Raw genomic sequence first — 24,356 nt, forward strand, 5'->3', positions numbered from 1 at the left:
ATCGTGCCATGCACGCCGGAGGAGCCGTGGCAAGTTCGCTCACGGTTCCTTCTATTTACTCCGGCTGGTAGTTGATGGACTTCAGCAGCGCGGCTTGTTGCTGGTATGCCTGCTTCAGGTCCGTCATCATCTCTTCCGACGTCGCGGGATCGCCCTGCTCCATGCCCATGTCCTTGATGCGACTCTGCACGGCGGGTTGCTTGAAATATGCCAGCGTGGCGTCGCGGATTTTCTGCTGTACCGCCAGGTCGACATCCGGGCGTGACCACACGGCGAACCAGCCAGCTTGCGCCAGCTGCGGGTAGCCAAGCTCCTTGAAGGTAGGTACATCCGCCAGGCCCGCGATCCGGGCCGGATAGGCCACCGCAATCGCTTTGATCTTCCCCGCCTTGATCAGCGGCAACGAGGTAGTCACCCCATCGAACATCAGCGGCACATGCCCACCCATCAGGTCGTTCAACGCGGGTGGAGAGCCCTTGTAGCCTACGTGCCGCATTGGCACATGGGTGAGTTGTCCGAGCAATATGCCCGAGGTGTGCCCCTTCAGTCCGGCAGCATAAGAAGCAAACACGAGCCCGTCTTTTTGCGACTTGCCATAGTCCACAAGCTGCTTCAGGTTGGAAACAGGAAGGTCCTTGTTGGCAACCAGCACCAGCCCCGTGCGGCTGATCTGGGCAAGAGGCTTCAGGTCTGCAAACGGCTTGTACTGGACCTTGTAGGCCAATGGCGCCTCGCTTACGATACCGCCCTGGATGACCAGGAGGGTATGGCCATCCTTGCCGGTGGACTGCATGTCGCTGATCGCCAGCGCACCGGCGGCGCCAGGCTTGTTTTCCACAATGACCGGCTTGCTCCATGCCTTATGCAGGCCTTCCGCGAGCAGCCGCGCCAGTGCGTCAGCGCTGCCGCCGGCAGGCCCCGCCACCACCAGGCGGATCGGCTTCGTTGGCCAGGCCTGCTGGGCGTGAGCCACGGGCAGCCAGCCGACGACACCAACACCGAATGCCAGGGCGCATCCTTGCCACCATAAGCTATTGGCCTGCTTCTTCATGTCTGTACCTCTTGATTGCTGCTTTGCGTGTTTGGAAAGCTTTGTCGATGACGGAAGCGGCATATCGCACCACGGGCCACGCGCGTGAGGACTGCTCACCTCTTTTTTTCTATTCTCGGAGCGCGGCACGTCAACCGGCTAGGCCGATCACGACATGCTTTTACCAATTCGCGCAAACAGAGGGAAAACCCTGTAGAGATCTGGCAAGCCACCCTGACGAGCCGGTGGTCTTTCCGGCGTTCGGCAGCTAAACTCGGCCCGCATCTTCTGTCGGCGACCTGGGGAATGCCATGACTGCTGCAAAAGCCATATATCTCGATCCACCTGCCGGTTTCGAGCGCATCGTCGTCGGGGAAGCCACGGCCGCCCCTCCCGGACCGGGGGAGATCACCGTGCGCATCCATGCGAGTTCGCTCAACTATCATGACTACGCCGTGGTTTCAGGCCGTCGGGCCCTGGCGCAAAGGCGCATTCCGATGGCGGACGGCGCCGGTGAAGTCACCGCCGTTGGTGCCGGCGTGAAGACATTCTCGGTCGGTGACCATGTTGTCAGCACCTTTTTTCCCACGTGGCATGACGGAGGGCCGTTCCTGTGCGATTTTGCTACCGTCCCCGGGGATGGCGTCGACGGCTTTGCGCGGGAGGTTGTGACGTTGCCCGAAGCGTGCTTCACGCATGCTCCACACGGCTACAGCCATGCCGAGGCCGCCACGCTGACCACGGCCGGCCTGACTGCCTGGCGGGCATTGTTTGCCGATGGCGGCTTGAAGCCGGGAGAGACCGTGCTGGTACTCGGCACCGGCGGCGTATCGGTCTTTGCGCTGCAATTCGCCAAGGCGGCCGGCGCGCGGGTGATCGCCACCTCATCCTCGGACGAGAAGCTGGCCAGGCTGCACAAGCTTGGCGCAGACTGCCTGATCAACTATCGCAAGACGGCGCAGTGGGGCGAGGCAGTACGCGAGATGACGGATGGCGCAGGCGCTGACCATGTCATCGAGGTTGGCGGCGCCGCCACCCTGGACCAGTCGATGACGGCAGCCCGTGTCGGCGGACATATCGCCGTGATCGGGTCACTGGGAAACCCGACCGGGCCGGTCACCGTCACCCAGCTGCTGCGCAAGCACCTGCGGCTGACGGGGCTGCTGGTGGGGAGCCGCCAGCACCAGCTCGACATGGTGCGTGCCTTGAATACCACCGGCATCCGCCCGGTCATCGACCGGCATTTCCCGCTGGAAGCGATGGCCGACGCCTTTCGCTACCAGGAAGCGAATCAGCACATCGGCAAGATCGTGCTGGACATCTGATCAACGGCCGCTGCATAACCAGCGGCGGCCGGCAACCCGATGTCTTGCGCACGCGCGCACGATGCCTTCAGCAAAGGCCCCTTTCGATCGCCCCGGCAACCTGCAGGATGCGCGCGTCGGCACCGTTCAAGCCACAGACGCTGAGCGCGACGCCCGGCACGGCTGCGGGGAGCGGCAGCGATACCGCACAGCCATCGAGGAAGTTGATGACGCTGGGATTGCGAAGCACTAGCCCGTTGATCGAAAAGAAGGCCTCATCGCTGCCGAGTGCATCGAGCCGCGGCGGCCGGACGGCAACGGTCGGCATCAGCCAGGCGTCGGCATCGCGCAGCAGCTTGGCTGCGCTCTGGCGCATCGCTTCCCGTTCTTTCAGCAGCGTCAGATAGTCGGCAGCGCCCTGTTGCTGGCCGCGGCGTATCCGTGTCGCCACACGCGGATCGTAGGCAGCGCCGCGCTCGTCCAGCAGCGCGCGATGCCAGTGCCACGCCTCGGCCGCGGTCAGGCCGCCGCCGGCGTTGATCGTGGGCAGGTGGTGCAGTTCGGGGAAATCGAACGGGATGACGTGCGCACCGTGCCGGGACAGGCTGGCAAGCGCTGCGTCGAAACCACGCGCGACTTCGCTGTCCAGACCCTCGGTGACGAAATCGCGCGTCACGTACAGGCGCAGGCCGGCGAGCGCAGCGGGCTCGCTGTCGAGCGTTTCGCCGCTGAGGACCGCATCGAAGGCCGCGCAGCAAGCCACCGAACGCGCCAGCGGGCCGGCCGAGTCGAGCGAGGTCGACAACGGCACGGCGCCCGCCAGCGGCACGCGCCTTGCGCTGGGCTTGAAGCCCGTCAGCCCGCAGAATGCGCTCGGGATGCGGATCGAGCCGCCCGTGTCGGTACCGAGCGCGGCCACGGCCATGTCGAGCGCCACGCTGACGGCGCCGCCCGAGGTCGAGCCCCCGGCGATGCAGGCTTCGTCGAACGGCGTGCGGGGCGTACCGTAGTGCGGGTTCAGGCCAAGCCCGGAAAACGCGAACTCGCTCATGTTGGTGCGCCCGATCAGCACCGCGCCTGCCGCGCGCAGGCGCGCCACGGCCGGCGCATCGGCGGCCGCAGCGGCGCCATCCAGCGCCTTTGAGCCGGCCCGCGTCACCTGGCCGCGCACATCGAACAAGTCCTTGACGGACACCGGCAGGCCGGCCAGTGGCGATGCCACATAGCCGGCGGCACGCGCCTGGTCTGCCGCCGCGGCCGCCGCCAGGGCGCCCTTGTCATCGACCTCGACGAAAGCCGCGCCGCCCGACTTGCGATGGCTGTCGATACGCGCCAGCGCCTGTTCGGTCAGCGCGACGCTGGTCGTCCGCCCGGCATCCAGGCTGGCGGCCAGTTCGGCGATGGTGGGAAGATCGGTACGCATCAAGGAGCCACCTCCAGGCTTGCCACGCGGTACGCATGGCGTAGCGAACGCCGCAATACCGGATCGTGCAGCTCGACTTCGAACGCCTCCCCGCCTCCCAGTTCCCCGATCACGGCCTGAGTGCCGCAGAACATCGCGGTACCGGGCGGTAGCGCGTCTGCGCCATGCACATCGCCGTGCAAGCGCCGGATCAGGTCACGCGGATCGAGCAGGCGCGTCACCAGCCCTTCCTGGTAAAGCTCGCGCACGCCATGCCGGGTGCGCCAGCAGCGCATCTCGAGCCGGTCCCAGTGCGCCGCGACATCGTCGAAGCGCCAGACCTTGCTGCCGACCGGCTTGGCGCACATCTGCTTGGAGACGGTGACGTCATAGGCCTCGACCTTGCGATCGGTATGGTCCGAGCCCACGCCGACATAGAGCGCGTCGGGGCCCGCCATCAGCACGAACTCGATCTCGCCCGATGAATCCTCCCGCGGCACTTCCAGCAACGGCGCGGTCGTCAGCAGCGACGCGGCAAGCGGGTAGAAGCACGGGACGGTCGACGGCGGCTTCACGCCGATCTCTTCGAGTTCCCGGATGTGGTGGTTGACGGCGTCGGCATCGCGCCCGGTCCAGCCGGCAATGACGAGCCGGTCGATATGCAGCGCCAGCGGTCCTTCGCCGGCGAGCTGGAATTCCAAAGTAGGCATACGGTACAAGTGGTTGGAATGATGGGGCTGCGAGCGCAACGCAGCCGCTGGGCGCGGCCCGCCGGACAAGCCGGCGGGCCATGGCCGGCCTAGTGTTCGAGCGGCTTGTGCGCCGTTTCGCGGGCAACCAGCAGCGCAACCAGCGTCACGCCCAGTGCCGCGCAGACGTAGAGCGACACCGCGCCGGTCGTGCCGTACGCCTTGTACAGGCTGGTGATGATGAGCGGAGCGAAGCCGCCGCCGAGGATGCCTGCCAGGGTGTAGGCCAGGGACGAGCCTGCATAGCGCACCCGCGTCGGAAACTGCTCGGTCACGAACGCTGCCTGCGGGCCGTACATGACGGCGTGGATCTGCAGCCCCAGCACCACCGCCACGCAGATCTGCCACGGCTGGCTGCTGTCCATCAGCACGAAGAACACGAACGCCCATACGATCCCCAGCAGCGCCCCGACGATGTAGACCGGCCGGCGGCCGAGCTTGTCGGACAGCGCACCGAACAGCGGCACCGTCAGCGCATTGCCGGCCGCGCCCAGCATGGTCGCGGTCAGTGCCAGCGGTCGCGACAGGTGCAGCACGCTGGTGACATAGGTCAGCGTAAACACCACGACCAGCGCATAGAGCACGTCCGAGCCGATCCGCACGCCGCCGGCCACCAGCAGGCGCCGCCAGTGCGAGACGAACACTTCCTTCAGCGGGGTCTTGGCCTGCGCATTGTGCGCAGCCATTTCCTTGAACGCCGGCGTTTCCTCGACGCCGCGCCGCAGCCACAAGCCGAACACCACCAGCGCCACGCTGGAAACGAACGGAATGCGCCAGCCCCACGCCAGGAAGTCCTCCGGGCTCAGGAACAGCGACACCAGCGCAATGAAGCCGGTGCCCAGCAGCGTGCCGGCCGACGGACCCACCTGCGTAAAGGAGGCATTGCGCCCACGCTGGTCCTGCCTGCCGTGCTCCATCGCCAGCAGCACCGCGCCGGCCCACTCGCCACCGATGGCGGCGCCCTGGACAAAGCGCAGTGCCACCAGCAGCAGCGGGCTCCAGATGCCCCACGATGCATAGGTCGGCAACAGGCCCATCACGCCGGTGGCGATGCCCATCAGGATCAGCGTGGTCACCAGCACAAAGCGGCGGCCGAGCTTGTCGCCAAGATGGCCGAACACCATGCCGCCGAGCGGCCGGGACACATAGCCGACGGCATACGTGGAGAACGCCAGGATCGTGCCCGTGAGCGGATCGAAGGACGGAAAGAAGATGACGTTGAAGACCAGCGCCGCCATCAGGTTGTAGACGGTAAAGTCGTACCACTCCAGCGTGGTCCCGATCGAGCTGGCCGCGGCCAGGCGGCGCATCCTTGCGCTGGCGTTGGCGTTGGCGTTTGCGTTTGCATTTGCCTCGTGCGCGCCGGCTGCGGAGCCGACGTCGGCTGCCGTAGAGATCATTTCGCTCATGACGTCAGTTCCTTTGCGTAGAGTTTCCACTTGAGGATGTAGCGCGTTGCGCCTGCGGCATCGGCGTGCAGGCCCTGCGCCGCGATGCTCAGCGCAAGCTCGCTTGCCTGTTCATCGCTGCTCTCCACGACGAACAGGGGAAGCAGCTCGCGGCCTTCCAGGCTCTCGTTGGGCAAGGGTTGACTGAGTTCGTCGTCGGGGACCAGAAGATAGGAGCGGACATACCCCGCGCGCAGCGAGAGTTCATCTCCAACCTCGCCGGCCCGTTCGATGAGGGACACGGCATCGTCTGCACGCGGCAGTGGAAGGACCGCGATCCAGCTGCCGCTGCCCTGCCCCACCGAGGCGTTGACCGCGCACACGCGGCGCATCGGCCTGCGCATGCGCCCGAGATTGGTGACCGACCACGGGGTCTGGTGCCGGAAGGCTTGCCTGTAGGCGGCCGAGGTGAACGCGGCCAGCGATTCGGTGCGATAGAGGCCAAGGTACTTCGGGCCGCCGTGCACCGCCTGGTAACGCGCGGCCGAGATAAAGCCCGGCACGCGTGCACGCTCCTCTACGTGTTCGCGGTCGTACCACAGGTTGAAATCGGCTTCATCCGCCGCGTCCACATCGGACGCGACGAACAACAAGCCATGTTGGGGAATGGCCGCAGGATTGCTCATCTGACTCTATCTCCTCTGATGGGGTGATCGCCGTGTTCGGCGGATGAGTCGATGATCGTTGCAGCAGCGAGTCAGGACAAACGGGAAATTGTTGGTCCTTCCGATCAGTTTTTCTTGTGGATGCGGCCGGGAAACCGCACCAGGCTGGCGCAATGGCCGCTCTAGGCACCCGAATATGGTGCGGGCAGCGACTCGACGAACCGGTCCGATTCGCGGCAGGCCAGTTCGGCAACGAAACGGATGGCCTCGGAAACGCCGTGGTCGTGATAGCTGACCACGACGCGCTGCGGTGGCAGCGGGACATCGCAGGCAAGCAGGCGCAGTTCGCCACGCTCCACCTGCTCGCGCACCGGCGCCAGCGGCATCAGGGCATTGCCGAAACCGCCCCTGACCAGCCTGACAATGGCAGCGATCGAGCTGACGCAATGCACCTTGCCCACCGGCAGTCCGGCCTTGCGATACAGCTCCTTGAGCGCAACATGGGGTTGCGAGCCCCGGCTCATGGTGATGGTCGGATGCTGCAGCAGCCCGGCCAGCACGCCCTCACCCGGCTGCGGCTCGCCCGGCGGGCCGACCCAGCCCATCGCCATCGACAGGCAGGGCATGCTGGCAATGCCTTCGCCGACAGCGGTGTCGGTCTGCAGCGCGATATCGATGGCGCCGGCGCGCAGGCTCTTGTGCAGCCCTTCGGTCGTCTCGGAGGTGATCTGCACCTCGATGCCGGGATAGGTCGAACTCAGGTGCCGCAGGAAGTCGACCAGCCAGGTATGCACCACGGTTTCGATGGCGCCGATGCGCACCAGCCCGAGCAGTTGCTGGTCGGAGCGGCCCAGCACCATGATCTCGCGCTGCAGTTCGAGCATCCGCTCGCCATAGCTGAGCAGGCGCAGGCCAACCGGCGTCAGCCGCAGGTCGCGGGCCTCGCGTTCAAAGACGCGGGCTCCAATTTCCTGCTCGAGCGAGGCGATGCGGTTCGACATGGCAGCCTGCGTGATGTGCAGGTGGTCGGCAGCGGCGCGGAAGCTGCCAAGCCGCGCGACCCACATGAAGGCCTCGATGAAACGTGTATTCAAGGGCACCTCTGCGCCAGGCGGCCTGAAACCACACCAGTCATGGTGTTGTCCCCTCTTATTTATGTGTCGATTTTCCGGGGATTGTACCTGCGTGCCCGGCGCGTCCGTTCGAACGACTGCGGTGCCCTACGGCTCAGCCTGCGTTGGCGCCGGCACGGAATCCCTGAGCCATTGCCAGAAAATTGGCCGTTTTCGCAGGCGTCGACTCGATCCGGGAAGCCAGTGCCAGCCGGATCGAGACCGGGCTGCCAACGATGTCCTTATAGACAACGCCCTCGACCTGTATCTGGCAAACCGAGGCAGGAACGATGGAAACGCCGAACTCCGCTGCCACGAGATTGACGACCGAAGAGAGCTGCGGCGCTTGCTGCCCGGCGATGAGATCAAATCCGGCCTGCTTGCAAGCGCCCACAATGACGTCATGCAAGGTCGGACTCGCTTCGCGGGGCAGCAGGACAAACTGGTCTTCCGCCAGTGCGTCGAGGGATATCCGGCGCCGCCTGGCAAGTGGATGGGTTGCAGGGAGCACGACCTTCATCGGTTCCACCGCAATGTGCTGCAGTTGAACCCCGGCCGGCGACTGCCCGCTCAATCGGACAAAGGCCACATCGACCCGGCCATCGTTGAGAAAGGCGAGGAGCTGGGATGTATTGCCTTCCGCCAGGGTGAGGACAACGTTGGGGTAATCCTGCCGAAACGCGCGGATCAGCCTGGAGACCACCGGGTTGAACGCGGCGGAGCCGGTAAATCCGATATTGAGTCGCCCGATCTCGCCCCGTCCGGCGCTTTGCGCTTTTTCTACGGCTGTGCGCGTGTCATGGAGGATGCGCCTGGCATCCGTTGCGAACGCCTCGCCCGCTTCCGTCAGTACCACGCCATGCCCGGTCCGGCGAAACAGCTTGACGCCCAACTCCTCCTCCAGCGCGTGAATCTGCTGGCTGAGGGGCGGCTGTCCAATGCCGAGCCTTTCCGCCGCCCGCGTGACGTTGCGCTCGTCGGCGACGGCGAGGAAGTACCGAATATGCCGCAGCTCCATGCGATATCTGCCGTTTTATATATCAGAAAGATGCGATAGATATTGGACAGTATATCAGCGGAAGGCCACAATACGCGCGTATCACCCCTTGCCGAGTACTTCACGGTGTCGAAGACCGTGTTGTTCGCGGCAAAGGCGGCGAATCACCCCACGACAAGAATCAGCGCCCCATGGAAAAGCAACTATCCACCAGGCCCGAATACCGGAATATCGGTATCTCGCAGATCGCGAAATACCGGTTGCCCTGGGCCGGCAAGGTATCCATCCTGCATCGCGTGATCCGTCACATAGACGATATGCTCTGCCAATAAGGTTTCGACGACCTCGCGGAGCATGACGGCGTGATGCCCTGCCAGCGGCGCACAGACCAGCACAGCAGGTCTTGTATGGGAGGCGGCGGGGCCAAGAGCGACCGGATCCGGTGCGAAGCGCAATAGGCGGCAAAATGCCCGTTCCAGGACGACTTGCTCCACCACCGGGACGACGCAGCCGTTGTGCTCAATGGCTGCGATACCGAACCCCGGCTTGTCGTCGCTTTGTCCCAGACGGGACAGCATTTCGTAACCAGTGGCAAACATGTGAGCGCCCGGTATCTGCGACAGCGGGTTCTCATGATCGGAAAACGCGCTGGCCGCGTTCGCTGCCCACACAGCGAATGGCGCGAACATTGCACGCTGATACTCCATGAACCGGTAGAGCATTGAAGCCTCCAAGGAAGTACACCGGCTGGAAAGCGGCACGACCAAGCTCGCACCGCGGAATCTCCACTGTGGAGGCCCCATACCTATGCGGGTGCCGGGCCTCTACCAGAGTTTCACTATAGGCGGCGGGGCAGATACTGCTGCAGTGCCAAAGATTGGTGAACCATCCAGGGCGGTAGATATCGGAGGTAGCAGCCCCATCATGGCGGTACCGCTTAGGTAGTCAAGGGCAGACTGGTCTCCGGAATTTCAAGGGTTCTGCCTCCTAGAACATCACCGGTACCTGCTAGGCGTTCCCGGGAGTACAAGATCGCGGCGAGCGCGTCGGCTATGCGTACGTTGCCACAACGGGGGCACGTAGGTCCCCTGGCGGTCATGCACGTGCATGCGATGTGCATTCCGGGCGGCATTAAAAATCGCCGTGGCGCGGGATGCAAAGTAAGTCTCCGTGTTCGTTCCCGGAACGAGCGATGCCCTGCCGATCGCGGCCAGCCATGACATGCGATTCGCACTAATCTGATCAACGCGCTCGAGGCAATGAACGGGGACAGCGATGATATCCGTGAACTGCGCATCAGCACCAGTCAGGCCGACGCTGGCTGTGTGGTTGTGACTGTTTGTGACCCGGGGCCGGGCTTTGCATCGCAAAACCCCGAGCAGGCGTTGGCACCGTCCTTCACGACCAAGCCGACGGGTCTCGGGATGAGGCTGTCGATCTGTCGTTCGATCATCGATGCGCACGGCGGCGAGCTGTCGATCGGCAATGGCGTGCCCCCATTGGATGATGATGCGGGACCTGCTCGCTGATCACGCTGTCGCAACAAGGAAACGCCGACGCTCGCGAGGACGAAGCGTCGGCACAGGAGGAAGAATCAGAATGCCTCAGGCGTGCACCGGCCCGGGAGAACGGCTGGCGCTACATCACCGGCGTGAAGATCGGCGCCCCCTGCTTTTTGATCAGGAGCACGACGAACTTCGCCGGCTTGGTGTTGCTGGCATTGCGCCCAACAGTGTGGAGATCGTCCGGGCCTTCATAGAAGGTTTCGCCCGCCTTGAGCGTGACTTCCTTGCCGCCCTTCACGCCCATCACAATGCTGCCTTCGAGCACGTAGACGAACGCGTGCGCATCATGACGATGCACAGGGTCGTAGGCGCCAGGCGGATACTCCACCGTGATCATTTCCACTTCCTTGCCCGGATAATCGGGCAATGCCTTCGTGGTCAGCGGTTTGACCACGACGTCCGGCGGCGCTGCGTGGGCCAGCTGCACCGACATCGCCAGCAGCAGGCTTGCCGCCATCGCAATCATGCCTTTCATGGCATCACTCCAGATTGGCTTTGTCCAGTCCGAACGTCTTGTCAAAGGCGCCCGGCACCATGCGGAACGCTACGTTCAACCGGTTCCAGGTATTGATTGCGCCCACCAGGAAAGTCAGGTCGGACAGCTCCTTTTCGGAATACTGGGTGCGCACGCGCTCGTAGATATCGTCGGGCACACCTTCTGCGGACAGCCGGGTCAACGCTTCGGTCCATGCCAGCGCTGCGCGCTCGCGCGGCGAGAACAGCGTGGATTCGCGCCAGATCGCTACATGATGCAGCCGCAGTTCGCGCTCGCCGTGGATCTTCGCCGTCTTGATATGCATGTCGACGCAGAATGCACAACCGTTGAGCTGCGACGCGCGAATCTCGACGAGTCCGCGAACGTGTTCCTCGATCGTCGTCTTCGGGAACAGGCTGTTGAGCTCCATGAGCTTTTTTAACAGTTCCGGGGATTGCTGAAAGTAGTTGATGCGTTGAGCCATGATCACTCCTGCTAGGTTGGCGGGGATGCTCGCCGGACCTGCGCTGGATTGCTGCAGGCACCGCTTGGGAAGAATCGTAGCCTTCGGCCCGCGGCACCAGTAGTGCCGCCAAGGTACCCACTCTGTTGTCGCATCGACACCAATCGGAGCCAGCGTTGGCCAAAGCTAATCAGGGGCTCCTGCGGGTGGGTGCCAAGGCGGCGACGGATCCATCTATCCGATGAAATAGGAAGCAAGCGTCATGTCGTAATCGGCTTGAACAAGGTCTACCATTTAAGCCGAGCAAAGAACTTGTCATCGCAATCAGGCGTTCAACCATGCCACATGCAATCCGCGTTCGTCCAGAGCCGGGCCCTTATCCATAGGGCATGATTGTTCCACAATGGCTTCATACGATGCGACGGTGACAGGCACGTTCAGTGATACCCCCCACACCAGGTGCGCAGCGCGTTCCTCTACCCTGATATGGAGAATCTGCCATGAAGATCGTTGTAATCGGTGGTTCTGGCCTGATCGGCTCACGTCTTGTCACGCTGCTCAATGAGGCGGGCCATACGGCAGTCGCCGCATCGCCGCGTACCGGTGTCAACACAGTGACCGGCGAAGGCCTAAGCCATGCACTGGTGAATGCGGATGTCGTCGTGGATGTGACGAATGCGCCGTCTTGGGAGCCGCAGGCGGTGCTCGACTTCTTCCGCACCTCGGCACGCAATCTCGGCAAGGCCGAGGTGGCTGCGGGGGTGCGCCATCACGTCGCGCTGTCGATCGTCGGCGCCGACCGCATGCCGGACAACGCGTATTTCACGGCCAAGGTTGCACAGGAAGCGGTGATCGACGCGGCCGGTGTGCCATACACGATCGTGCGCGCCACGCAGTTCATGGAATTCATCGGGGCCATCGCGGATTACGGTACGGATGGCGGCACTGTGCGCATTGGCGACGGGATGTTCCAGCCGATCGCTGCGGATGACGTCGCGGCGGCGCTTGCGCAGGTCGCGCTGGGGGCGCCGCTAAACGGCACCATCGACATCGCCGGACCGGACCGCGCGCCCTTCGCGCAGATCGTTTCGCGCTATCTGAAGTCGGTGGGCGACGCGCGCACCGTCGTGACGGATCCCGACGCGCGATACTACGGCGGCCAAGTCGAGGAACTGTCGCTCGTGCCGCTGGGCGATGCGCGGATAGGTCGCACCAGTCTCGATCAGTGGCTGGCGCGCGCTCATGTGAAGTGATCCATAAATTCGGCAGGTAGCTCGCGACGGAAGGCGCCGTGCTGAACCAACTCAACGGCGGACCACTTCGCACCTTCACCAAGGGGCAGAACTTCACCGATATGCCTGGCGACCGGCACGACGTCAGTGCCAACGCGAGCAAGACGGAGCCCGCCAAGCTGCTTGCGGTGTTCGTCGTGGACACGAATGAGACCGTGCTAACCACGCCATTGAAGCGTTAACAGAGCACAGCGCCTGATGTGTGCCGCGACTAACCCTTGCGAGGCGTACAGGTTTGTACGCCAAAGCCGAGGCCGGCGGGGAAAAGCAACCTGGATCATGGGCCAGATGGGACAGTTCCAGCACATCCAGTAAACGAAGCAATTGCCGGGGCGTATTTGCACCCAATGCAATCCACCCGTCAGTTGTTGCGCGTGCCGAGGCCGCGGACGGGATGCTTCCCGGCTGGCGATGATCAGCGCCAAAGGTGGCGCGCGAAGAACGTCAGCGTGCGGTCCCAGGCGACCTGCGCCCAAGCGGCGTCGTACTGGGTACCGGCGATGCGGCCGTCGCCGATGGCCTCCTCGTTGGCAAAGGCATGGTGCGCGAGGTAACGGTGGAACGTCGCGTCGACGCCGCCGGCGCGCAGCTTCTCCTCGAGCTTGTCGAAGTCCTCGGCCGCAAAGAACGCGTCCTGCGCGGCCGAGTGAACGAGCACCGGCACCTTGATATTGGCAGGATCGATCGCTTCCAGCGGCGGCATGCCGTAGAACGGCACACCTGCGTTCAGCTCGGGGATGGAGTTCAGCGACAGCAGTGTCAGCGCACCACCCATGCAGAAGCCGGTGATACCGATGCGGCTGCTCAGGGTGCCGAGGTACTGCACGGCGCCGCGGATGTCCTGCGCCACGGCGTCGCCGAAGTTCAGCTTGGACATCAGGTGGTGGGCCTCTTCCTGCTCGACCGTGCTGGCGCCGCGGTAGAGGTCAGGTACCAGCGCGTAGTAACCGGCACGCCCAAGGCGGTCGGCCACGCCGCGAATCTGGTTGTTCAGCCCCCACCACTCCTGGACAACGATGATGGCCGGCGCGCCGTCAGTGAGATCCGGCCTGGCAAGGTAGCCGTTGACCGACTGGCCGTCGGGACGGATGAACGAGACGGTCTGACCGATGTGTCGCATGATTGGCTGCTCCTGTCGTTTGCTGTGGACCAGATGGGCCGGATGATAGCGCAAGGGGGCGCTCCGGAATGCGCGGGCAGCGGCGCGCAGCGTGGCCAGCTCGCCGGTGGCGGCCTCGTTGGCCGCCTGCCAGATGGTCTGGACCGCCCCGGCCGCTGCTCGATCAGCGCTCAATGTCAGCTCGAGAGTGGCCGCCTACCACCCGAAGCACGTTACCTTCTGGCGTAACCTGCCGCGGAATGTCGTTGTATGTCAGCCTGCCGGGCCTTGCCCCTTGTGGCCGGCCGTAACGGTGAGATTTTCGCTACTCGAGGCGTCCGGCTGCTTGTTGCAGGAGGACCCACACGACTATTCTTCGGTTTGTGTGCCGATGGCTTCAGGTATTTCGTGGCGGAACTGCGCGCCTCCGGCGGGTTCCATACTTCTATGTAGCGCTCCCCGGCAAACGCCGATGTTGCAAGTACCATTGTTACCAGGCCGTACATTAGATTCTTGGCCAATATCGTCTCCGCGTTGTGTTTTGGCGACCGCAGCAAGTCGGCTTCTGGTCGCACCGTATTCTCGCACGCCGGGCGCGAGCCAACTCGGGTGTTCGCCGGACGCGACAGCCTGTTCGTGCACGACCGGAGACGGTCCTTCAGCGCCGGAGGATTGTTCTTGACGATCTCCGCGTCGCGCGGCATCAAGAAATCGACCACGACGTCGATCGCTTCCCCGCCATCTCGCGTTGTGACCTGGCGAACCAGCTGGAAGCGCCGAAGCCCCTCGCGCTGCGCGTATCCATGGCATTAAAGAGCGCCGATCAAGGTCGCGTATTCGCCATCGCCGAGTGCTTCCGCATCTAGCCCTACGTCCACATCGAGCTGCCCATTCCCGATCAATCAAGCCGTTGCGTACATTGCTGACGTGCCCCAGGCTGACTCCGGAGATTTCCGACAACTCGGTGACGCGCCAAGCACGGTCGGGCTCGCGCAGCATGGCGCGTAGAACCTGGGCCGACTTCGGCCTGAACAGCGACTTTAGTTCGCGTTGTTCGGCGGCGGGCTTGTCTGCCACCCACCCGGGGGGCTGCTATCTGCCAGAATTGCGGGCTTCATCCCGTCCCAGGCAACATATGCAGGCTCAAAGCATTCTCTCCGCCACGCTGACGCAGCGCGAACTTGAAGTCCTGGGGCTGATCGCATCCGGCATGAGTTGCCGCGCCATTGCCGCTGCATTGCAGATCAGCGTGCTGACCGCCCGCAAGCATCGCAGCAACTTGCTGGCCAAGACGGGCTTGCGCAATGCGGCGCAGCTTGCCGCCTACGCGGTGGCGCACGGCTTTCGTCGATCTCGCGCGGCCCATCGAGGCGGCAATGGCGGCGCATCCGGCGGGCGTGCCACCGGCTGTGCTGACGCAGCGTGAGCGTGACATTGCGCAACGGGTAGCAGCGGGGCATACCAGCAAGCGGATTGCCAGGGAACTCGGCCTGAGCAACCTGACCGTGCGCAAGCATCGGGAGAACCTGTACCGGAAACTCGGCGTGGGCAATGCGGCCGGCGTGGCGATCTATTGCCTGCGCCATGGCCTCTGGCGCCATGAGTGAATCCCTGTGCTAACGGAGATACGGCATTGGCAGTATTGCAAGCCGCGTGCGCGCGGCGGGATGATGCTGCGCAAGGCTTGACCGCGAAGTCCGGAAAGCCAGAGCTGGCGCGGGATTCATGGAACTGTATGTCAATTGAATAATATTTAAAAGAGATTTTCGCGCGCTGGAGAGTTTGTTGGTTTCAATGGGGACAGGCATGTTGCAGAACAAGAATGCCGGGGCGGCGCCCGGGGACAGCGACGGGCTTGTCCCAGGGGGCGCGCCCGCGTACCAGGCCAATCGTCCAGTGCGCGGGCGGCGGCGCGAGCAACAGCAGGCCATCCTCGACGCCAGCCATGCGGCCCGGGAGTGTGAGCGGCAGCGCATCGCCTGCAGCCTGCACGACGAAGTGGGCCAGGCGCTTGCCCTCGCGCTATTGCGGCTGGGCCAGTTGGAGAAGCTGGCATGCCCGCCGCAGGCACGCGCGCTGATCGGCGAGGCGCGTACGCTGGTGGCGGAGGCTGCCGCCAGCGTACGCGCGGCGACGATCGATCTCGGCCTTGGCCTGCTGGCGCAGGGGCCGCTCGACGACGCGCTGCGTAGCCTGGCGCATTGCGCAGGGGAAGGATCGAGCGGGGTTCCCCGCCTGCTGCTGGATCTGCGCGGCCCCCAGGCGCCGCTTGAGCAAGCTGCCACCGCGGTGTTGCTGCGCGTGGTGAAGGAGCTGCTTGCCAACGTTCGCAAGCATAGCGGCGCATCCCAGGTGTGGGTGCGTACGGCCTGTAAGCGCGGCCACGTCACGGTCAGCGTGGAGGACGACGGCCGTGGCTTCGATCCGGGCTCTGTTGCCGGCCAGGGCAGTGCTGGGGGCGGTTTTGGCCTTCCCAGCAGCGCGGCACAGCTTCGCGCGCTGGGGGCACGCCTCGAAGTGGGCTCCGCGCACGGCAGCGGCACGCACGTGCGCATCGTGATGCCCACGGGGCACTGGCGGGCGGCGGGCGTCGATACCGGCGGCTCGGCGCACCGCGACGTAATCCACACCATGCCGCGAGGTTGAGCATGCCGCAAACTCGTGTTTTGCTTGCCGACGATCACACGCTCTTCCGGGAGGGACTTGCCGCCTTGCTTGAGCGCGAAGCGGACATGACCGTTGTCGGCCAGGCCGGCGACGGCATGGAAGCCTTGCGCATGGCGCAGGCCTTGCTCCCGGACGTGATCGCCCTCGATCTCGGCATGCCGGTACTCAACGGCATCGACGCGCTCTGCCGCATCGTGCCGGACGTGCCCTCGGCGCGCGTCCTGTGCCTCTCGGCGCATGGCGAGCAGCGCAGGATCGCCGCCGCGCTGGACGCCGGCGCGCTTGGCTACCTGCTCAAGGATTGCGCCTGCGACGAACTCGGCAAGGCCATCCGCACGGTGGCGGGAGGACGTTCCTATCTCAGTCCCGAGGTGGCCACCGCGATGGTCGCCAGCCTGCGCTGCGCGCGGCACCACGGCTCGATCGAGCCGAGCGCGCAGCTCAGCACGCGCGAGCGGCAGATCCTGCAGTTGCTGGTGGAGGGGCACTCCACCCGGGAGATCGCCGAACGGCTGCACATCAGCGGCAAGACGGTGGGTACCCATCGCGAGCACATCATGGCCAAGCTCCAGGTCAAGGGCATTGCCCAGCTGACGCGCTACGCGATTCGCGAAGACCTCTTCTAGGCGCTACGCCGCCGGCGGCCGCGATATCCGTGCTGCTGATGCGCGAATCAGCATTCCTGAAGGTGCGAATCAGGCCGCGGCACAGTTCGGCGGCGCCCGCGACAACCGACCATGAATGCCAGACGAACGGTGCATGCGCGATGGCGGCGGGGCACGGCGCGTCGGCGGAGGGTGGGGCCTGGATGCCGCCACCGTCCCTTCTCGGCAAACGATCTGGAGCAAAAAAAATGGCAAACGTCGATACCGTGGGTCTGTGGAAGCAGTGGATGGGCGCCCTGCAGGCGACCGCCTTCCCCAATGGCATGTCCGCACAGCAGCAGTTCAGCGCCGGCTCAACCACCCTGAACGTGGACCTGGGCAACGCCGACCCGGACATCATCAATGCCTATGTGTACGGCATCGGCGATGTCGTGCCTGCCAACAGCCCGGCCTATGCGCCGGTGGGCGGCCTTCTGGCCACGTACGCGACCTTCCTCGACTGGATCGACCTTGGCGCCATGGTTAATCCGAACCTGGACAGCCAGGTCAACCAGGCCGCGGCGGCGCTCAATACCGCGCAGACCGCATTCAACAATGTCCAGGTAGCGGCCTATACGGCTTACGGGGCGTACAAGAACGTCAATCCCTCGCCGCCTCCCTTCCAGACTTGGGTGCAGCAGAGCTATCCGTCCTACCTGAGCGCCAACAATGCGCTGATCGGCGCCGCCAGCGCGTATGACGAGATCATGATCAAGGCCTATGGGGCCGGCTATAGCGTGGTGCAGCAGGCGCGGGCCAAGGTGGGCATCAACGGCGCGCAGAGCATGACGCTGCAGAACCCGTACAACATGCCGGTCAAGGTGGGCAGCGTCGCACCCGCAGGCAGCCAGCCGGTGGTGATCGGTGGCACCAATCCGGTGCCGGTGAACAACCTGATCTCGGCCTTCGCGCCGTCCTATTCCCTGCAGGCGTTTAGCGCCAAGTACGCCGAGTGGCAGCAGGCCAGCGTCGCCGGCAAGAACAACGCCGGCGCGTCGATCTCGGTGACTTCCGCTTCGAAGACTTACGACTTCGACGAGTTCGGCTGGAGCACCTCGGTAGACGCCAGCCTGTTCGGCGACTTCTTCTCCTTCTTCGGCAGCGGTTCGGCCAGCGGGCAAAAGACCAGCATCAATACCACCAGCAGTGACTTCAGCCTGACCGTGGACTTCACCGGCTTCGGCACCTTCCCGGTCGGCCCGGGGCTGTGGTGGGACAACGGCGGGCTGGTGTCGACCTACCATCAGCGGCTCAAATCCGGCGCGCCGGCCTTCTTCGCCGACAGCGGCTCGCTGGCGCGGATGGCGACGCAGATCGTGGTGGGCTTCCAGCCGACCGTGAAGTTGAAGATGGCGGCCAGCGACTACAGCAACGTCAAGAACACCTGGCAGGCGCAGGCGACCGCGTCGATCGGCATCGGCCCTTTCCGCATCGGCTCGGCCACGGTGTCGACCAACGGCACCAAGCAGGACATCAAGTGGGACGATGCATCTGCCACGGTCACGATCGGGCCGGTCAGCAGCACCCTGCCGATCCTGCTTGGGGTAGTAAGCCAGCAGCTGGGCACCTGAGGCCGTCGCGATCGCAGTCCCTCGCGCGCTCGGGCGAGGGGCTGCGCCGCCCAGCCGTTCATCCTGTCCATCCTGCCGGGAGATCTCGCCGTGCTATCCGACCTTGCGCTCTGGCGCATGTATGCCGCGGCACTTGCCGGCCATGCGGGCGTGGCTGGCAACGACGTGTTCTCCGTCGCGGGGGCCGCCACCTTCAGCGGACTGGGCAACGCGGATGCGCAGGTGGGCAACTGGTGCACCTACCAGCTGGGCGACGGCATTCCCGCTGCCGCGGGTGTCTACGCGCCACACAGCGGCTTGTTTGCCGCCTACTGGCTTTGCCTGAGCTACCTGGTGGAAAGCGCCGCAGGGCAGCCCGCGCTGTTGCGGGCGGCTGCCGGGACGGGCAGCCTGCAGGCCGACCTCGCGCGCTACCGCCAGGCGGTGCGGGCGTGGCGGCCCGGGCCCCCCATGCCCGCGGGCGTCAACGCCGCGGCCAACGCCATGGCGCCTGCGCAAGCGCATCAAGCGCTGCTGGCGGCGTTGGGTGAACGCGTGCCGGCGCTCACGGCAGCCCTGAATCGCTGCTTGCTGGCATCGCAACAAGAGGCCTCGGACCTGAACATGGCCGCCAGCCTCTATGCGGCGGGCGTGGTATTCCGTTGCCCGCAATACGCGCTCGATGGCTGGCCTGCGGGGCTGGCCGCATGGCGCGCGGCGCCGGCCGGCGGCGCTACGGCCTGGTCGGTGTCCCTGCCGCCTCCGGCGCTGGCCGCTCTGGCCGGGGCCGCGCCTGCTGCTGCCTTGCCGGCGGCGGGAAGCTGGCCTTCCTTCCTGGGGCTGCAAGGCGCCGGCGGCGCGGCGGTCGCGGATGCAATCAACGCGGCGCCGCTAGCGGCCATGGTCGAAGGTGTGCCGAATGGCCTGCCTGACGGCGTCAACGGATTGGCTTTGTCGCTGGGTGGGTTCGGCGTCTTCGCGCTGACTCCTGGCAGTTGGTTCGACGCCGGCCTGCTGGATGGCGGCCAGGCCGCGCTGCCGGCGGGGGCGCCCGACTTCTTCGGGGCCGCCGGCGCGCTCGCGTTGCTGCCAACAGGCGCGGTCATCGGCTATCAGCCGCGCATCGCGCTGCGCGCGGGCAGTCCGCACCAGGCGCAGGCACTCGCTGCTTCGCTGACGCGGGTCGGCCCCTTTGCCGTTCAGGGCGCCGCCCAGGATGCCCCGGGCGCCGTGGCATGCCGGGGCTGCAACGGTACCGAAGTCTCGTTCGATGGCAGCGGCTCGGATGTCCCGGTCTTGCTGGGCGTGATCAGCAAGCCGGTTTCGTAGCGCTGGCGGGAATACGCCCACCGGCACGTCAATCGCAGTAGCGTTTTCAAGGAGAGCAACCATGATGGACGACTGGAAAGTCAGCGCGTATCGCGACCCCGCGAACGGCCAAGGCGTCTGGGTGTACTACGAGAATCCGAACTTCCCGGCTATCCATATGAGCCGTTGCGTTGACAATGCCACGCGCGACCATATGGCGACGAACGACCGCACCGCTTACTACTACGGCAATAACCAACCGCCCACGTTCAACAACGCCGCCGTGCCGATGCCTACCCGGATCACGCTGGAGGCCGCTTGGCGCGACTATTTCACCGTGATGTGAAGTCCACCGTTCCACACGTTGCATCCTTCAAGGAGCCAGCCATGGCCAAGTATTGCCAGGAAAAATTCACCGAAGCCAACAACGGAACAGAGGTCAAGGTCTGCTGGCGGCAGGACAAGCACGTCCACGACGCCACGCTCATCACCACCATCGAGCTCTGGCTCCAGGCCCAGCGGGGAGGGCAATGGGGTGTGCGCCCCGGCAGCTATGAGTCCAACCTGTCGTCCTGCGCCGTGAACGCGGTCAGCTTCGACTAGTGCGCGATCCAGGGCGGGGCCGGTGCTCCCGCCCGACAGGGCCCTGACGTTCTGCCGCCGTAGTCGCCTTCTCACCCAACGGTTCGAGCGAAGACTGTTATGCCTACGCTGAACAAGCTGGGTGAATGGTCCACCGCGCAATCGCGTTCGGCCTTTCATTCGTCATCCGAAGCAGGGTGATTACTACGGAATTCCAAACTTAACCGCTGACGTGCCGGTGACGTACAACGTCTCGAATGTGGCTCTGCCAAGCTCTAAGACCAATCTGATGACGGTCGACATGGCATGAGTGATCGGCGCGACGGCAGAATGACATTGCCGCGTCCATCGACTTCGAAATATGGGATGACTGGAGGATGGGAATCCACTGTCCAGTCGAATGCGATGGATCCGACCACCACCGCAGGCTTTTGCATATAGTTGGGCCCTGCCCCTTCGCAGGCAGCCTTGAGCTCTGGCGAAGCAGGCTTGAATTTGCCAAGAATCGAAGCAGTCAGCTAGCCGACAAGTAATGCGGCAAAGCCGGCCGGCAGTGTGCTAGCCACGATGACCATTGCTGCGGCTTGCCGGTGTTCATATTTGATCCTCTTGGGCGCAAGGGCACGGCGGATGTCACGAAATGTACCGTTCTCGATAATAGTTATCAAATTTCAACGCAAAAAGTGGAATAAGACGCACTTAAGTCAGGGCTGCCAGTAAGGCAATGTTATCGGGGGACTCAGCGGCAGCAAGCGGCCACTTTCGGCCATTGCCGGGCGCTATAGCGTCGGCGGTTGAGCGTCGGCTCCGTACCAGGCACCGGACGCTCGCTACCCCGCCACCAGGATGTGTGGGGGTCGATTGGCCGAAGGTGGCCATGACCTTTAGCCTTCCACAATATCAACCACACTATGGAAAGAACGGGATTCCGGTGAGTTCGGTAGACTTCGCGTAAACTGCGCCGAATCCCCGTTCGCTAATTGGTCGGCGTGTGGCGACGGTCGAAGCTCCCGTTATACGAGGAGGCGTCACGCATGCATACAGTGCCTTTGCCGGGTAACCATGCCATCGACCCGCACGCTAATGCGCCCGTGCGCGACCTGCGCCGTGTGCCCATCCATCCCGATCACTGGTTCCCATTGGCTTGGTCAAATGAGGTCAAGCGGGGCAAAGCCCACGGGGTGCATTTTGCCGGCGATCCGATCGTACTGATTCGTACCGTGTCCGGTACGATATTCGCACTGGAGGATCGTTGCGCACACCGGCAGGTGCCGCTGCACGCGGGCGTGGTGGAAGGCGAGTCCATCCGCTGTGGCTATCACGGCTGGACTTATGACTGCACCGGCCGCTGCATCGATGTGCCATACCTCGGGCGTGAGCGCCTGCCCAACGGCGTGCGTGCCTATCCCTGCCGCGAGGTGCACGGCCTGATCTTTGTCTTTCCTGGCGATGGGGCGCTTGCCAAGGAGCGGCCGCTGCCCGCTCTGCCATCGGTGGCGGACAAGGCGTACAAGACGCGTCGCTTTGGCCGCGAGGTCAAGTGCCACTACTCCTTCATGCATGAGAACCTGATGGACATGAACCACCAGTTCCTACACCGGCGGCAGATGGGACAGATGCGCGCGCGCTCGCTGGGCCGCCGTCGCGGAGAGGACTGGGTGGAAGTGGACTACACGTTCGCGCGCATGGAAGGCAAGCAGCCTGTGGGCGAGGCGCTGGTGTTTGGCGCCAGCAAGAAGAACTGCGACCGGGACAACAAGGACGTGATGACGGTGCGCACCATATATCCGTACCAGACCCTCCAGATCCGCTCGGGCGACGGCACGTTGGTGATGGACCTGTGGATCGTCTACGTGCCGCTGGACGCGGCGCAGCGCACCAACCGGACGTTTGGCCTGCTTTCCATCCGCAAGCCCGGCATTCCGTTTGCACTGGACCTGGCATGGCCGCTGCTGGTCTGGTTCACAGAACGCATCTTCAGGGAGGACCGCTGGATCGTCGAGCGCGAGCAAGAGGCCCACGACAAGCAGGGGGGCGACTGGAATCACGAGGTATTTCCGGTAATCAACGAATTGCGAGACCTGCTGCGCAACTGCGGCGGCCGCGCCGTCATCCCGCTCCGCGAGGTGGTGACACGGCCTGACGGCGAGGCCAACGGGGACTAGGGTATCGAGATAGCAGGCGCGACTGCGGCGATTGGACGCGCAGTCTTCCACGAAATCCAGGCTTTATGTGAGGTGGCTTGGGGCACAGTAGCGCCGGGGGCGGAATTCAGCGGTTCGCCGACGTCAGGCGAACTGCTGGTAAGCGGACCGTCAATCGCTAACATTATCTCGGTTGGCTCTTATGGCTCGGCAATGCCCTGTTGGATGGGGCGTTGTGCCTTCACAGAACACGCGCATGGCGTTGTCAGAAAGGCGGCATGTCGCCCTGGCATGTCGCCCTGCCTTTTCGGACTAGAATCCTCTGAGGAGGTGCCAATCATGTCAGCGATCAAGTACATTAGTCCGGACCATCCTGCCTACCAGGCCGCGCTGCATAGGACAACCCGCTACCCTGCGGAGCACGTCACGTTGACTGCTAGCACCAGAAAGCGGCTGCGCCCCGGTGTACCGCATCGCAAGATCGGGCGCGGTAAGGTTGGCATCGGCGGCAGGGGCAGCGGAAAGTAGGCGCTTGAAGCGCCGATGACCACGGCCGCAACAAACCAGACACCGACGGTTTCTGTGCCTGTATGCTGCCTGACCGCACTATTGTGCTCCGATAGTGCTGGCGCTGGATGGCCACGTCGCCACGCTGACGCTGAGCCGCCCGCCCGCCAACGCCTTCACCGCCGACGGCCTGTAGCAGCTGCGCGATCTGGTGGCGAAGATCGATGCCAACCCCGAGATCCGCGCCGTCGTCGTGACCGGAGCCGGTGAGAAGTTTTTCAGCGCCGGCGCCGACCTGAACGGCTTCGCCGACGGCGACCGTGCCCATGCGCGCGCGATGGCGCAGCAGTTCGGCAGTGCCTTCGAAGCGCTGCAGAACGCGCGCCCCGTGGTCCGTCTGCAATTCGAAGCTGCTGAGTTCACGCGGCACCCGTTTGTCACATACAGCCGCGCCGAGCATGAACTAATCGGGCGACGACGGGGCTCGATGATGAAGGCATCCCGCTTTTCTCGCTTACTGAATACTCGGCACGATTCCAAGCTTCTCGGCCAGCATTCGTTCGTAGACGCCGAAGTGCAGATCGACCTCGGCCTGACTGACTACCACGACGTCGAAATTCACCTGATCGGATTTGAGCCCGAACATGGTCGCCAACGCCACGTCGAGGTGAGGCGCGACATCCCTATCTTTCGGAAAGGTTGTGCCGACGCTTATTGTGTACGTCTTTTCACTGTCCGCGGTTACCTCGACCAGGCGCGCCGCTGCACTGAGATTGTTTTCGATGGCAATCCTGGCCAACTCCGCCACACTTCGCGTCTTCTCCGTAGGGAAGCCGCGCACGCACCGGATGCGAACGCGGTGTTTGCCCAATGTCATCCAGTCGGAATCAAACTCCATGTCTTATGTCCTTTTGCAATGCCTATCTGCAAACCGGAGAATGCGCCATGCCGGCGCCTGCGGCGCGGCATGGCGCGTTCATCCTGGCTTATCCCAGCCCGGACTCAGGAAACACTGACGTCGATGCGTCGCGGACGCGCGGCTTCACGACGTGGAATCGTCAACCTCAGTACGCCGTCCTGCAGGTTCGCCTCGATCTTCGTCGAATCGAGGTCGGGACTCAGCGAGAACGTCCTCGCGAAACGCGGCTGCCGGATTTCAGCGTGTTGTACCCGCAGGCCCGAGGGCATCGATACGATAGCCTGCGCCTCGATGCGAAGGTTCCCGTCATGGACGCTGACTTCCAGCTGGTCGCGGGTCACACCAGGCAGGTCCGCCCACAACGTAACGCCCCCCGCATCCTCGACGATATCGACCGGCGGGAGCAACGTCACGGTAGGCATCGCCTTTTCATCCTGGGCTGGTGCGACAGCACCTTGAGGCTGTGCAACGACTTGATTCATCTCTGACATGGC

Annotated in this window: 25 protein-coding genes and 4 pseudogenes; 15 read left to right on the forward strand and 14 right to left on the reverse strand. The window is 64.2% G+C overall.

The window, feature by feature from the left end; genetic code table 11:
* Positions 1–55 precede the first annotated feature (55 nt).
* The gene (locus tag ACAD63_RS13310; RefSeq protein ID WP_434032807.1) at positions 56–1,051 is read right to left on the reverse strand and encodes a Bug family tripartite tricarboxylate transporter substrate binding protein; all 996 of its coding nucleotides are present in this window, start codon (positions 1,049–1,051) and stop codon (positions 56–58) included.
* 290 nt (positions 1,052–1,341) lie between these two features.
* Here ACAD63_RS13310 and ACAD63_RS13315 point away from each other — a divergent pair, with 290 nt between their 5' ends.
* The gene (locus tag ACAD63_RS13315) at positions 1,342–2,355 is read left to right on the forward strand and encodes a zinc-dependent alcohol dehydrogenase family protein (RefSeq protein WP_133098243.1); all 1,014 of its coding nucleotides are present in this window, start codon (positions 1,342–1,344) and stop codon (positions 2,353–2,355) included.
* A gap of 67 nt (positions 2,356–2,422) precedes the next feature.
* Here the strand turns inward: ACAD63_RS13315 and ACAD63_RS13320 are convergent, their stop codons facing one another.
* From ACAD63_RS13320 to ACAD63_RS13345, 6 genes are all read right to left on the reverse strand, one after another.
* Positions 2,423–3,757 carry an amidase gene (locus tag ACAD63_RS13320; RefSeq protein WP_133098242.1) on the reverse strand — a complete coding sequence of 445 codons (1,335 nt, stop codon included), beginning with the start codon at positions 3,755–3,757 and terminating at the stop codon, positions 2,423–2,425.
* On the reverse strand, positions 3,757–4,446 hold the full coding sequence (locus ACAD63_RS13325) for a DUF2848 domain-containing protein (protein ID WP_135705168.1): 690 nt from the start codon (positions 4,444–4,446) through the stop codon (positions 3,757–3,759). The genes ACAD63_RS13320 and ACAD63_RS13325 overlap by 1 nt, the downstream gene beginning before the upstream one ends.
* A gap of 89 nt (positions 4,447–4,535) precedes the next feature.
* Positions 4,536–5,795 (reverse strand): MFS transporter, encoded by a 1,260-nt coding sequence (locus tag ACAD63_RS13330; RefSeq protein ID WP_135706266.1) that lies wholly within the window; start codon positions 5,793–5,795, stop codon positions 4,536–4,538.
* Positions 5,796–5,890: 95 nt separating this feature from the next.
* On the reverse strand, positions 5,891–6,559 hold the full coding sequence (locus tag ACAD63_RS13335; protein ID WP_135705167.1) for a DUF4286 family protein: 669 nt from the start codon (positions 6,557–6,559) through the stop codon (positions 5,891–5,893).
* Positions 6,560–6,720: 161 nt separating this feature from the next.
* The gene (locus ACAD63_RS13340; RefSeq protein WP_434032808.1) at positions 6,721–7,632 is read right to left on the reverse strand and encodes a LysR family transcriptional regulator; all 912 of its coding nucleotides are present in this window, start codon (positions 7,630–7,632) and stop codon (positions 6,721–6,723) included.
* Between the two features lie 133 nt (positions 7,633–7,765).
* Positions 7,766–8,668 carry a LysR family transcriptional regulator gene (locus ACAD63_RS13345; RefSeq protein WP_133098238.1) on the reverse strand — a complete coding sequence of 301 codons (903 nt, stop codon included), beginning with the start codon at positions 8,666–8,668 and terminating at the stop codon, positions 7,766–7,768.
* Between the two features lie 170 nt (positions 8,669–8,838).
* On the opposite strand from ACAD63_RS13345, the pseudogene ACAD63_RS13350 reads away from it, so the two are divergent.
* Together ACAD63_RS13350 and ACAD63_RS13355 are read left to right on the forward strand one after the other, a co-directional pair.
* A pseudogene (locus ACAD63_RS13350) lies at positions 8,839–8,946 on the forward strand (succinate dehydrogenase, cytochrome b556 subunit); the annotation flags it as partial.
* A gap of 960 nt (positions 8,947–9,906) precedes the next feature.
* Complete coding sequence (locus ACAD63_RS13355; protein WP_135706601.1) at positions 9,907–10,176, forward strand: ATP-binding protein; 270 nt, start codon at positions 9,907–9,909, stop codon at positions 10,174–10,176.
* A 109-nt stretch (positions 10,177–10,285) separates the two neighbouring features.
* On the opposite strand, the gene ACAD63_RS13360 is transcribed toward ACAD63_RS13355, so the two are convergent.
* Entirely contained in the window at positions 10,286–10,687 is a 402-nt protein-coding gene (locus ACAD63_RS13360; protein WP_135706600.1) for a cupin domain-containing protein, read from the reverse strand.
* Positions 10,688–10,691: 4 nt separating this feature from the next.
* Complete coding sequence (locus tag ACAD63_RS13365) at positions 10,692–11,171, reverse strand: carboxymuconolactone decarboxylase family protein (RefSeq protein WP_133093114.1); 480 nt, start codon at positions 11,169–11,171, stop codon at positions 10,692–10,694.
* Between the two features lie 479 nt (positions 11,172–11,650).
* On the opposite strand from ACAD63_RS13365, the gene ACAD63_RS13370 reads away from it, so the two are divergent.
* Entirely contained in the window at positions 11,651–12,403 is a 753-nt protein-coding gene (locus tag ACAD63_RS13370) for an SDR family oxidoreductase (RefSeq protein WP_135706599.1), read from the forward strand.
* A 38-nt stretch (positions 12,404–12,441) separates the two neighbouring features.
* Positions 12,442–12,624, forward strand: coding sequence for a hypothetical protein (locus ACAD63_RS13375; protein ID WP_243736790.1), 183 nt, complete (start codon positions 12,442–12,444; stop codon positions 12,622–12,624).
* Positions 12,625–12,857: 233 nt separating this feature from the next.
* Here ACAD63_RS13375 and ACAD63_RS13380 read toward each other — a convergent pair whose 3' ends face one another.
* From ACAD63_RS13380 to ACAD63_RS13390, 3 genes and pseudogenes are all read right to left on the reverse strand, one after another.
* Positions 12,858–13,562 (reverse strand): dienelactone hydrolase family protein, encoded by a 705-nt coding sequence (locus ACAD63_RS13380; protein ID WP_195428368.1) that lies wholly within the window; start codon positions 13,560–13,562, stop codon positions 12,858–12,860.
* 632 nt (positions 13,563–14,194) lie between these two features.
* Positions 14,195–14,431 (reverse strand): annotated as a pseudogene (locus ACAD63_RS13385) (hypothetical protein); the annotation flags it as partial.
* Positions 14,427–14,618 (reverse strand): annotated as a pseudogene (locus ACAD63_RS13390) (hypothetical protein); the annotation flags it as partial. The pseudogenes ACAD63_RS13385 and ACAD63_RS13390, both read right to left, overlap by 5 nt.
* 133 nt (positions 14,619–14,751) lie before the next feature.
* Between ACAD63_RS13390 and ACAD63_RS13395 the strand changes: the two are divergent.
* The 10 genes and pseudogenes from ACAD63_RS13395 to ACAD63_RS13440 all read left to right on the forward strand — a co-directional run.
* Complete coding sequence (locus ACAD63_RS13395) at positions 14,752–14,967, forward strand: hypothetical protein (protein WP_434033991.1); 216 nt, start codon at positions 14,752–14,754, stop codon at positions 14,965–14,967.
* Entirely contained in the window at positions 14,951–15,148 is a 198-nt protein-coding gene (locus tag ACAD63_RS13400) for a response regulator transcription factor (protein WP_240746092.1), read from the forward strand. The genes ACAD63_RS13395 and ACAD63_RS13400 overlap by 17 nt, the downstream gene beginning before the upstream one ends.
* Positions 15,149–15,347: 199 nt before the next feature.
* Positions 15,348–16,187 (forward strand): sensor histidine kinase, encoded by an 840-nt coding sequence (locus tag ACAD63_RS13405; RefSeq protein ID WP_240746091.1) that lies wholly within the window; start codon positions 15,348–15,350, stop codon positions 16,185–16,187.
* Positions 16,188–16,189: 2 nt separating this feature from the next.
* Positions 16,190–16,834 (forward strand): response regulator, encoded by a 645-nt coding sequence (locus ACAD63_RS13410; RefSeq protein WP_135707097.1) that lies wholly within the window; start codon positions 16,190–16,192, stop codon positions 16,832–16,834.
* A 227-nt stretch (positions 16,835–17,061) separates the two neighbouring features.
* On the forward strand, positions 17,062–18,423 hold the full coding sequence (locus ACAD63_RS13415; RefSeq protein ID WP_243736792.1) for a hypothetical protein: 1,362 nt from the start codon (positions 17,062–17,064) through the stop codon (positions 18,421–18,423).
* A 90-nt stretch (positions 18,424–18,513) separates the two neighbouring features.
* Entirely contained in the window at positions 18,514–19,731 is a 1,218-nt protein-coding gene (locus ACAD63_RS13420) for a hypothetical protein (protein ID WP_434032809.1), read from the forward strand.
* A gap of 61 nt (positions 19,732–19,792) precedes the next feature.
* Positions 19,793–20,056, forward strand: a complete 264-nt coding sequence (locus ACAD63_RS13425; protein WP_092140914.1) for a hypothetical protein — start codon at positions 19,793–19,795, stop codon at positions 20,054–20,056.
* 41 nt (positions 20,057–20,097) lie between these two features.
* Positions 20,098–20,313 carry a hypothetical protein gene (locus ACAD63_RS13430; protein ID WP_133093121.1) on the forward strand — a complete coding sequence of 72 codons (216 nt, stop codon included), beginning with the start codon at positions 20,098–20,100 and terminating at the stop codon, positions 20,311–20,313.
* A gap of 1,013 nt (positions 20,314–21,326) precedes the next feature.
* Entirely contained in the window at positions 21,327–22,457 is a 1,131-nt protein-coding gene (locus ACAD63_RS13435) for a Rieske 2Fe-2S domain-containing protein (RefSeq protein ID WP_434032810.1), read from the forward strand.
* 598 nt (positions 22,458–23,055) lie between these two features.
* Positions 23,056–23,337: pseudogene (locus ACAD63_RS13440) on the forward strand (enoyl-CoA hydratase-related protein); the annotation flags it as partial.
* Between the two features lie 120 nt (positions 23,338–23,457).
* On the opposite strand, the gene ACAD63_RS13445 reads toward ACAD63_RS13440, so the two are convergent.
* A complete protein-coding gene (locus tag ACAD63_RS13445) occupies positions 23,458–23,841 on the reverse strand; it encodes a hypothetical protein (protein ID WP_133093124.1) in 384 nt (127 codons plus the stop codon).
* A gap of 104 nt (positions 23,842–23,945) precedes the next feature.
* On the reverse strand, positions 23,946–24,353 hold the full coding sequence (locus ACAD63_RS13450) for an Hsp20/alpha crystallin family protein (RefSeq protein ID WP_133093125.1): 408 nt from the start codon (positions 24,351–24,353) through the stop codon (positions 23,946–23,948).
* Between the last annotated feature and the right edge of the window lie 3 nt (positions 24,354–24,356).

It is taken from the genome of Cupriavidus sp. a3 (assembly GCF_051015765.1).
Lineage (GTDB): Bacteria > Pseudomonadota > Gammaproteobacteria > Burkholderiales > Burkholderiaceae > Cupriavidus > Cupriavidus oxalaticus_A.

What these genes read in the sequence shown, in the direction of transcription:
- ACAD63_RS13310 (WP_434032807.1), bottom strand. Translation starts at nt 1,051, where the DNA reads ATGAAGAAGCAGGCCAATAGCTTATGGTGGCAAGGATGCGCCCTGGCA.
- ACAD63_RS13315 (WP_133098243.1), top strand. Translation starts at nt 1,342, where the DNA reads ATGACTGCTGCAAAAGCCATATATCTCGATCCACCTGCCGGTTTCGAG.
- ACAD63_RS13320 (WP_133098242.1), bottom strand. Translation starts at nt 3,757, where the DNA reads ATGCGTACCGATCTTCCCACCATCGCCGAACTGGCCGCCAGCCTGGAT.
- ACAD63_RS13325 (WP_135705168.1), bottom strand. Translation starts at nt 4,446, where the DNA reads ATGCCTACTTTGGAATTCCAGCTCGCCGGCGAAGGACCGCTGGCGCTG.
- ACAD63_RS13330 (WP_135706266.1), bottom strand. Translation starts at nt 5,795, where the DNA reads ATGCGCCGCCTGGCCGCGGCCAGCTCGATCGGGACCACGCTGGAGTGG.
- ACAD63_RS13335 (WP_135705167.1), bottom strand. Translation starts at nt 6,559, where the DNA reads ATGAGCAATCCTGCGGCCATTCCCCAACATGGCTTGTTGTTCGTCGCG.
- ACAD63_RS13345 (WP_133098238.1), bottom strand. Translation starts at nt 8,668, where the DNA reads ATGGAGCTGCGGCATATTCGGTACTTCCTCGCCGTCGCCGACGAGCGC.
- ACAD63_RS13355 (WP_135706601.1), top strand. Translation starts at nt 9,907, where the DNA reads ATGAACGGGGACAGCGATGATATCCGTGAACTGCGCATCAGCACCAGT.
- ACAD63_RS13360 (WP_135706600.1), bottom strand. Translation starts at nt 10,687, where the DNA reads ATGAAAGGCATGATTGCGATGGCGGCAAGCCTGCTGCTGGCGATGTCG.
- ACAD63_RS13365 (WP_133093114.1), bottom strand. Translation starts at nt 11,171, where the DNA reads ATGGCTCAACGCATCAACTACTTTCAGCAATCCCCGGAACTGTTAAAA.
- ACAD63_RS13370 (WP_135706599.1), top strand. Translation starts at nt 11,651, where the DNA reads ATGAAGATCGTTGTAATCGGTGGTTCTGGCCTGATCGGCTCACGTCTT.
- ACAD63_RS13380 (WP_195428368.1), bottom strand. Translation starts at nt 13,562, where the DNA reads ATGCGACACATCGGTCAGACCGTCTCGTTCATCCGTCCCGACGGCCAG.
- ACAD63_RS13395 (WP_434033991.1), top strand. Translation starts at nt 14,752, where the DNA reads ATGAGTTGCCGCGCCATTGCCGCTGCATTGCAGATCAGCGTGCTGACC.
- ACAD63_RS13405 (WP_240746091.1), top strand. Translation starts at nt 15,348, where the DNA reads ATGTTGCAGAACAAGAATGCCGGGGCGGCGCCCGGGGACAGCGACGGG.
- ACAD63_RS13410 (WP_135707097.1), top strand. Translation starts at nt 16,190, where the DNA reads ATGCCGCAAACTCGTGTTTTGCTTGCCGACGATCACACGCTCTTCCGG.
- ACAD63_RS13415 (WP_243736792.1), top strand. Translation starts at nt 17,062, where the DNA reads ATGGCAAACGTCGATACCGTGGGTCTGTGGAAGCAGTGGATGGGCGCC.
- ACAD63_RS13425 (WP_092140914.1), top strand. Translation starts at nt 19,793, where the DNA reads ATGATGGACGACTGGAAAGTCAGCGCGTATCGCGACCCCGCGAACGGC.
- ACAD63_RS13430 (WP_133093121.1), top strand. Translation starts at nt 20,098, where the DNA reads ATGGCCAAGTATTGCCAGGAAAAATTCACCGAAGCCAACAACGGAACA.
- ACAD63_RS13435 (WP_434032810.1), top strand. Translation starts at nt 21,327, where the DNA reads ATGCATACAGTGCCTTTGCCGGGTAACCATGCCATCGACCCGCACGCT.
- ACAD63_RS13445 (WP_133093124.1), bottom strand. Translation starts at nt 23,841, where the DNA reads ATGGAGTTTGATTCCGACTGGATGACATTGGGCAAACACCGCGTTCGC.
- ACAD63_RS13450 (WP_133093125.1), bottom strand. Translation starts at nt 24,353, where the DNA reads ATGTCAGAGATGAATCAAGTCGTTGCACAGCCTCAAGGTGCTGTCGCA.